Below are 7,598 nucleotides of genomic sequence, written 5' to 3'. Positions count from 1 at the left end.
TCGCCTCCACCGGCGAGAAGCTGGAGGACTTCGACGTCTTCCACCCCGACCGGATGGCCAGCCGGATCCTCGGCATGGGCGACGTCCTCACTCTGATCGAGCAGGCCGAGGCGGCCTTCGACTCCGATCAGAAGGACAAGATGACCGCCAAGCTGATGGGCGGGGAGACCTTCACGCTGGAGGACTTCCTCGATCAGCTCATCGCGGTCCGGCGGATGGGCCCGATCGCCAACGTGCTGGCCATGATGCCGGGCATGGGGCAGATGAAGGACCAGCTCGCCGAGCTGGACGACAAGCACTTCGACCGCGTGACCGCGATCATCAGGTCGATGACCCCGGCCGAGCGCACCAATCCGAAGATCATCAACGGCTCCCGCCGGGCCCGGATCGCCAACGGTTCCGGCGTCACCGTCATGGACGTCAACCAGCTGCTCAACCGCTTCACCGACGCGCAGAAGATGATGAAGCAGATGGGCGGCATGATGGGCCTGCCCGGCGGTGGCCGGCGCAAGGCGACCAAGTCGCCGAAGAACAAGCGCAAGGGCACGAAGGGCGGCGGGCGGCCGCGTACCGGCGCCGGCATGCCGGGTGGCTTCCCGGGCGGGATGCCGCAGCTCCCGCCGGGCCTGGACCCGGGTGACCTGGCGGGTGGGCAGGGCCTGCCGCCGGGCTTCAAGCTTCCGAAGATCGACTTCAACAAGCTGGGCAAGGGCGGCGACAAGGGCCCCCGCTAGCGTGTCGGTGACAGTGGGCGATGTGATCATCACCTAGGGTCGGTTCGCCCCCTGGAAGGAGATGTCATGACCGCGGCGCCGATCCTGCCCGAGCGGCACGAGTGGACGGTCGACGACCTGGGCGACCTGCCCAAGGACCTTCCGTACGAACTGATCAACGGAAGGTTGATCGTGCCGTCGCCCACCGCCCTGCACCAGGATCTGTGTGTCCGTCTCCTACTCGCGCTTGAGGTCAACTGCCCGCCTGAGTTCCTGGTGAGCATCGACCTGTCCATGCGGGTGGACCGCCGCAACGAGCCGCGCCCGGATGTGGTGGTGATCCGGCGCAAGCACGCCGGCCGGTCGCCGGTCCCGGTCGAGGACGCGCTGCTCGCCGTCGAGGTCGTCTCGCCGACGTCGCACTTCCGCGACCTGTACGACAAGGCGAAGGTCTACGCCCGCTCCGGGGTCCGCTCCTACTGGGTGGTGGATCCGCAGCACGAGCGGATCGCGCTGACCGAGTACACGCTCGACGGCGCCGCACGCGAGTACGAGCAACTGGCACACACCGAGGACCTGTTCGTCACCGAGCGGCCCTGGAAGGTCTCGGTCGATCTGCCGGCGCTGACCGCGCGGCGCAACGACCTGCTCGCCGGCGAGGAGGACTGATCGGGTAGGACTGTGCACATGGCTCTGCACGTGCGCGGTGTGTTCCTTCCCGACGACGAGGTCCGGGACGTCTGGCTGGTCGGCGACCGGGTCACCTTCGAACCGGTGCCCGGCGCCGAGACGGTGGCCGACGGCGGCTTCGTGCTGCCCGGTCTGACCGACGCGCACTGCCACATCGGCATCGCCCGCGGCGGCAGCCCGATCACCTCGCTCGACCAGGCGCGGGAACTGGCCCGGATCGACCGGGACGCGGGCGTGCTGGCGATCCGCGACGCCGGGTCGCCGTACCCGTACCCCGAACTGGAGGACGAGCCGGACCTGCCGCGACTGGCCCGCGCGGGCCGGCACATCGCCCCGCCCAAGCGCTACCTGCGCGACATCGGCGTGGAGGTCGGCGCGGCGGAGGTCGCCGAGACGGTGGCCGCGCAGGCCGCGGCCGGCAACGGCTGGGTCAAGCTGGTCGGCGACTGGATCGAGCGGGGAGTGGGCGACCTGGCGCCGGCCTGGGACGCCGACACCATGACCGCGGCGGTCGCCGCCGCGCACGCCGCCGGGGTACGCGCGGCGGTGCACACGTTCTCCGAGTCGGCGGTGGAGATCATGGTGCGGGCCGGGGTGGACTCGGTGGAGCACGGGACCGGGCTGAGTCTCGACCTGATCGACCTGATGGCCCGGCAGGGCACCGCGCTGGTCCCCACGATGATCAACATCCGGACGTTCGGCCACATCGCGGAGCAGGCCCGGCCCAAGTTCCCCGGGTACGCCGACCACATGCTCGCCCTGCGCGACCGCTTCCCCGAGGTGGTGCGCGCCGCGCACGAGGCCGGTGTGCCGATCTACGTCGGCACCGACGCGGGCGGCGGCATCGACCACGGGCTCGCGGCCGAGGAGATGCTCCTGCTGCACGAGCAGGCCGGCATGTCCGCGCCGGACGTGCTTGCCGCCGCCTCCTGGCGGGCCCGGGAGTGGCTCGGCTTCCCCGGGCTGGTCGAGGGCGGCCTCGCCGACCTGGTGGTCTACCCCGAAGATCCGCGCCGTGACCTGCGCGTGGTCCGGACGCCCAGCCGGATCGTCCTGCGCGGCCGGGTCGTCCGCTGACGGGCCGTGACCGGCCGCCGTCGTCGCTAGCGCGCCGTCGCCGCCATCAGGAACAGGCGCACCGCCAGGTCGGCCAGCCGGTCGGCGGTCTCGTCGACCGGGCCGCCGGGCAGCACGATGTGGCTCACCACCAGGCGTACGACGCTGTCCGCCGCGAACGCCAGGGCCGCCGGATCGGCGTCGGGCAGGCGGTCACCCGTCCACTCCAGCAGCGCCGCCGCGGCCTCGGCGAGCACCAGCTCGGACCGGGTGGTCAGGTACGGCAGCAACTCCTCCGAGCCGCCCCGCGTGCTGGTCAGCACCGCCCGGACCAGCGGGTTCTCGGCGGCTGAGGCGAGCGTGCGATGGATCGCCGCGTACGCCGCCGCCCGCACGTCGGAGTCGTGCTCGCCGAGCGCGGACCGGACCTGGCCGACGAACCGGTCCACCTCGTGCCGGGCCAGCGCCTCGCCCAGGCCCGCCTTGGTGCCGAACTCGTTGTAGACCGTCTGCCGGCTCACCCCGGCGGCGGCGGCCACCGCGCCCATCCGGACACGGTCCCACCCGAGGGCCACGGTCTGCGCCCGGGCGGCCTCCACGATCGCGTCCCGTGTCTCACCCATCGCCGTCGAAGTCTACGGCCGCGCCGGGCGACACGGCGCGGCCCGGCTCCCCGGCGAACCCCCGCCCCGCACGGCGCATAGGATGTGCGGTCATGGCACGCGTGCTCACTCCCCGTGCGGAGGACTTTCCCCGCTGGTACCAGGACCTGATCGCCAAGGCGAAGCTGGCCGACAACGGCCCGGTCCGGGGGACCATGGTGATCCGACCGGCCGGCTACGCCATCTGGGAGCGGATGCAGGCCGAGATGGACGCCCGGATCAAGGCGGCCGGCGCGGAGAACGCATACTTCCCGCTGTTCATCCCGGAGAGCTACCTCAAGCGCGAGGCCGAGCACGTCGAGGGCTTCTCGCCGGAGCTGGCGGTGGTCACGCACGGCGGCGGCAAGCAGCTCGCCGAGCCGGTGGTGGTGCGCCCCACCAGCGAGACGGTCATCGGCGAGTTCATGGCCAAGTGGATCGACTCGTACCGCGACCTGCCGCTGCTGCTCAACCAGTGGGCGAACGTGGTCCGGTGGGAGCTGCGCCCGCGGATCTTCCTCCGCACCAGCGAGTTCCTCTGGCAGGAGGGGCACACCGCGCACGCGACCCGTGAGGACGCCCGGGCCTACGCGCGGCGGATCCTGCACGAGGCGTACGAGGACCTGATGGTCAACGTGCTCGGCATCCCGGTCGTGGTCGGCCTGAAGACCGCCCGGGAGCGCTTCGCCGGCGCCACCGCCACGTACACGTGCGAGGGCATGATGGGCGACGGCAAGGCGCTGCAGCTGGGCACCAGCCACGAGCTGGGCCAGAACTTCGCCAAGGCGTTCGACATCAGCTACTCCTCGGCCGAGGGTGGCCGGGAGCACGCGTGGACCACCTCCTGGGGCACGTCCACCCGGATGCTCGGCGGCCTGATCATGTGCCACGGCGACGACAACGGGCTGCGGGTGCCGCCGAAGCTGGCGCCGGTCCAGGCGTACGTGATGATCGTCAAGGACGGCGACGGCGTGAGCCAGGCGGCGGCCAAGCTGTGCGACGCGCTGCGCGACGCCGGGGTGCGGGTGGCGCTCGACGACCGGACCGACACCGCGTTCGGCCGCCGGGCCGTCGACGCCGAGCTGCGCGGCTACCCGGTACGCGTCGAGGTCGGCCCGCGTGACCTGGCCGCCGGCAACGCGGTGGTGGTCCGGCGTACGGACGGTTCGAAGGCCCCGACCCCGGTGGCCGACGTGGTCGGCGCGGTCCTCGCCGCGCTGGAGGCCGACCAGCGGGCGCTGCACGACCAGGCGCTGGAGTTCCGCCGGTCCCGCACCGTCGAGGTGTCGACGCTGGCCGAGGCGATCGAGGCGTCCGCCACCGGCTGGGCGCGGGTGCCGTGGTCGGCGGTCGGCGTCGAGGGCGAGGCCGAGGCGAACGGGCAGGGCGTGACGGTTCGCTGCCTGGTGCGCGCCGACGGCTCGGTGCCGGACTCGGAGGACGAGCCCGACCTGGTGGCGATCCTCGCCCGCGCCTACTGAGGGTGTAAGGAAGGGCCCCTTCTTAACGCATTCTGCATAGGCGGGGGCCCTTGTTAACACGACGGCGGGGGTGAGCGTGCGGTTCGAGCCGGGGCGGCTGATCATGCACCGGAACGTGCGGCATGGCCGGATCGGGTGGGTCCGGTCGGCCCGCGTGGTCTCCGACGACGAGCGCGGCCTGCTGCTCTGGGTGGCGCGGACGGCGCCCGTCGCGCACGAGGTGAACGCCGCCGGCCTGGGCATGCGGGCCGTGCCGTTCGCCGAGTGGGTGACGTCGTCCTACCGGCTCGCGCAGGGCCGGTGGAACGGTCCGCCGGTGCTGAAGTTCCTGCCCACCGGCGCGGCCCACTCGGTCTGGTGGTTCCGCGACGCGCACGGGCGCTTCCAGAACTGGTACGTCAACCTGGAGGAGCCCGGCGTCCGCTGGGACGACGGCGCGGTGGCCGGTGTCGACATGGTCGACCAGGACCTCGACGTGGTGGTGTACCCGGACCTGAGCTGGGAGTGGAAGGACGAGGACGAGTTCGCCGAGCGGCTGGCGTTCCCGGAGCACTACTGGGTGACAGACGAGAAGGCGGTACGCGCCGAGGGTGAGCGGGTGATCCGGATCGCCGAGGCGGGCGCGTTCCCGTTCGACGGCACCTGGTGCGACTTCACCCCGCCCGCGGAATGGGATGTACCGGACGAACTTCCGCCGGGGTGGGACCGCCCGCCGGTGCGCTGAGCGGGTGTCGTCCGTCACGGCCCGACCCGCCGCGGGCGTGGTGTCCGGGTCCGGTGTGAGAGTTCCGGGGCGGATCTGGCAGAATGGTTCGCTGGTATCCGGCGCGCGTCCGGCGCCCTCTAACCCGGGCGCGTCGCCAGTTCACCGAGCAGTCTCCGGCCCAAACCCCACTGTGCCGGTCGGCGCTCACCCGCCACACCGCCCGTACGGGCCGGTGAGATCGCAACAGGAGCGAAACAACTGTGGCCGTAAAGATCCGGCTCCTGCGGATGGGCAAGATCCGCAACCCGCAGTACCGCATCGTCATCGCCGACTCGCGTACCAAGCGTGACGGTCGCGCGATCGAGTTCGTCGGTGTGTACCAGCCGAAGGAAGACCCTTCGGTGATCGAGGTCAAGTCGGAGCGGGTCCAGTACTGGCTCTCGGTCGGCGCCCAGCCGAGCGAGGCCGTGCAGCGCCTGCTGGAGCTGACCGGCGACTGGCAGAAGTTCAAGGGCCTGCCGGCCCCGCCGCCGCTGAAGGTCGCCCCCGAGCGGGCCGACCGCAAGGCGGCGTACGAGGCCGAGGCGAAGGCCGCCGCCGGCGTGGCGGACACCCCGGCCAAGCCGGCCAAGAAGGCCGCCGCCAAGGCGGAGGAGCCGAAGGCCGAGGCCAAGGCCGAGGAGCAGACCGGTGCCGAGTCCGGCGAGCAGGCCTGACATGCCGCTGCGTCCCGCTCTGGAGCACCTGGTCAAGGGCATCGTCGACCACCCGGACGACGTCCGGGTGCGGATGGTCGACTCCCGTCGGGGCAAGCGCCTCGAAGTCCGCGTGCACCCCGAGGACCTCGGCACGGTGATCGGGCGGTCCGGCCGGACCGCCAAGGCGCTGCGCCAGGTGATCGGGTCCATCGGCGGGCGTGGGGTACGCGTCGACATCGTCGACTCGTACTGATGCTTCTCGTCGTCGGCCGGATCGGTAAGCCGCACGGCATCCGCGGTGAGGTCACCGTGGAGGTGCGTACCGACGAGCCCGAAGCACGGTTCGCCCCCGGTTCGGTGTTGACCACCGAGCCGGGGGTCACCCCGTCGGAGCCCGGCGCCTGGCGGGTGCCGCCGACGCTCACCGTCGAGTCGGCCCGCTGGCACCAGGGGCGGCTGCTCGTCGCCTTCGAGGGCGTGCTGGAGCGCAACGTCGCCGAGGCGCTGCGCAACACGCTGCTCGGCGTGGACAGCGCCGACGTCGCCCCGCCGGAGGACCCGGAGGAGTTCCACGACCACCAGTTGGTCGGGCTCGCCGTGGTCACCCGCGACGGCGAGCACGTGGGCGAGGTGGCCCGCATCGACCACGCGCCCGCGTCCGACATGCTGGTGCTGCGGCGGCCCGAGGGGCGTACCGCGCTGGTCCCGTTCGTCAAGGCGATAGTGCCCGAGGTGGATCTGGCCGGCGGTCGCGTCGTCGTCGACCTGCCCGACGGCCTGCTCGATCTCTAGCTCTCGACCTCCGGCTGGAGCCACCGCATGCGCGTCGACATCGTGTCGATCTTCCCTGAGTACTTCGCCCCGCTGGACCTGTCGCTGATCGGCAAGGCCCGCGCGAACGGCACGCTGCGGCTGGCCGTACACGATCTGCGGACCTGGACCCACGACGTGCACCGCACCGTCGACGACACGCCCTACGGCGGCGGTCCCGGCATGGTGATGCGGCCTGAGCCGTGGGGTGAGGCGCTGGACGCGCTGGCGCCCGGCGAGCTGAGCCCGGACGGGCACACGCTGCCCCGGCTGATCGTGCCGTCCCCGGCCGGCGTCCCGTTCACCCAGGCCCTGGCGCACGAGCTGGCCGCCGAGTCGCACCTGCTGTTCGCCTGCGGCCGGTACGAGGGCATCGACCAGCGGGTGCTGGACCACGCGGCGACCCGGATGCCGGTGACCGAGGTCTCCCTGGGTGACTACGTGCTCTTCGGCGGCGAGGTGGCAGTGCTGGTGATCCTGGAGGCGGTCACCCGGCTGCTGCCCGGGGTGCTGGGCAACGCCGGCTCGCTGGACGAGGAGTCACACGCGCACGGGCTGCTGGAGGCCCCGCTCTACACGAAGCCGGCGACCTGGCGCGGGCTGGACGTGCCGGAGGTGCTGCGCTCCGGCGACCACGGCCGGATCGCCCGCTGGCGACGGGACGAGGCGCTGCTGCGCACGGCCGGGCGCCGCCCCGACATGATCGGCGCGCTGGCCCCGGAGACGCTCGACAAGCGGGACTGGGCGACGCTGGACCGGGGCGGATTTTCCCCGCCACCGGGGCATGTGGCAAAGTAGAGGGG

The 7,598-nt window shown here is 72.2% G+C and carries 9 protein-coding genes and 1 pseudogene; 9 read left to right on the top strand and 1 reads right to left on the bottom strand.

What is annotated here, in order from left to right:
* The 3 genes and pseudogenes from KBX39_RS17300 to KBX39_RS17290 all read left to right on the top strand — a co-directional run.
* Positions 1–734 (top strand): annotated as a pseudogene (locus KBX39_RS17300) (signal recognition particle protein); the annotation flags it as partial.
* Between the two features lie 66 nt (positions 735–800).
* Positions 801–1,382 (top strand): Uma2 family endonuclease, encoded by a 582-nt coding sequence (locus KBX39_RS17295; protein ID WP_210871519.1) that lies wholly within the window; start codon positions 801–803, stop codon positions 1,380–1,382.
* Positions 1,383–1,400: 18 nt separating this feature from the next.
* Positions 1,401–2,480, top strand: coding sequence for an amidohydrolase family protein (locus KBX39_RS17290; protein ID WP_113971818.1), 1,080 nt, complete (start codon positions 1,401–1,403; stop codon positions 2,478–2,480).
* 26 nt (positions 2,481–2,506) lie between these two features.
* Here KBX39_RS17290 and KBX39_RS17285 read toward each other — a convergent pair whose 3' ends face one another.
* Entirely contained in the window at positions 2,507–3,082 is a 576-nt protein-coding gene (locus KBX39_RS17285) for a TetR/AcrR family transcriptional regulator (protein ID WP_064447041.1), read from the bottom strand.
* A gap of 92 nt (positions 3,083–3,174) precedes the next feature.
* Here KBX39_RS17285 and proS point away from each other — a divergent pair, with 92 nt between their 5' ends.
* The 6 genes from proS to trmD all read left to right on the top strand — a co-directional run bounded on the left by proS (position 3,175) and on the right by trmD (position 7,593).
* The gene (gene proS, locus KBX39_RS17280; protein ID WP_187692518.1) at positions 3,175–4,581 is read left to right on the top strand and encodes a proline--tRNA ligase; all 1,407 of its coding nucleotides are present in this window, start codon (positions 3,175–3,177) and stop codon (positions 4,579–4,581) included.
* A 76-nt stretch (positions 4,582–4,657) separates the two neighbouring features.
* Positions 4,658–5,305, top strand: a complete 648-nt coding sequence (locus tag KBX39_RS17275; RefSeq protein ID WP_064447254.1) for a DUF402 domain-containing protein — start codon at positions 4,658–4,660, stop codon at positions 5,303–5,305.
* A gap of 242 nt (positions 5,306–5,547) precedes the next feature.
* A complete protein-coding gene (rpsP, locus tag KBX39_RS17270) occupies positions 5,548–6,003 on the top strand; it encodes a 30S ribosomal protein S16 (protein WP_013284587.1) in 456 nt (151 codons plus the stop codon).
* The gene (locus tag KBX39_RS17265) at positions 5,978–6,238 is read left to right on the top strand and encodes an RNA-binding protein (protein ID WP_026268109.1); all 261 of its coding nucleotides are present in this window, start codon (positions 5,978–5,980) and stop codon (positions 6,236–6,238) included. The genes rpsP and KBX39_RS17265 overlap by 26 nt, the downstream gene beginning before the upstream one ends.
* On the top strand, positions 6,238–6,777 hold the full coding sequence (rimM, locus tag KBX39_RS17260) for a ribosome maturation factor RimM (RefSeq protein ID WP_043325915.1): 540 nt from the start codon (positions 6,238–6,240) through the stop codon (positions 6,775–6,777). Before KBX39_RS17265 ends, rimM begins: the two co-directional genes overlap by 1 nt.
* A gap of 27 nt (positions 6,778–6,804) precedes the next feature.
* Entirely contained in the window at positions 6,805–7,593 is a 789-nt protein-coding gene (gene trmD, locus KBX39_RS17255) for a tRNA (guanosine(37)-N1)-methyltransferase TrmD (protein ID WP_210871518.1), read from the top strand.
* Positions 7,594–7,598 lie beyond the last annotated feature (5 nt).

The organism is Micromonospora sp. D75 (genome assembly GCF_018070405.1).
Classification (GTDB): Bacteria; Actinomycetota; Actinomycetes; order Mycobacteriales; family Micromonosporaceae; genus Micromonospora; species Micromonospora chalcea.
Note: the sequence above shows the minus strand (reverse complement) of the source record. Positions and strands in the feature narration are given on the sequence as shown.

Excerpts from the sequence above, each read along its gene's own strand:
- proS (WP_187692518.1), top strand. The coding sequence starts at position 3,175 with ATGGCACGCGTGCTCACTCCCCGTGCGGAGGACTTTCCCCGCTGGTAC.
- KBX39_RS17295 (WP_210871519.1), top strand. The coding sequence starts at position 801 with ATGACCGCGGCGCCGATCCTGCCCGAGCGGCACGAGTGGACGGTCGAC.
- KBX39_RS17285 (WP_064447041.1), bottom strand. The coding sequence starts at position 3,082 with ATGGGTGAGACACGGGACGCGATCGTGGAGGCCGCCCGGGCGCAGACC.
- KBX39_RS17290 (WP_113971818.1), top strand. The coding sequence starts at position 1,401 with ATGGCTCTGCACGTGCGCGGTGTGTTCCTTCCCGACGACGAGGTCCGG.
- trmD (WP_210871518.1), top strand. The coding sequence starts at position 6,805 with ATGCGCGTCGACATCGTGTCGATCTTCCCTGAGTACTTCGCCCCGCTG.
- rimM (WP_043325915.1), top strand. The coding sequence starts at position 6,238 with ATGCTTCTCGTCGTCGGCCGGATCGGTAAGCCGCACGGCATCCGCGGT.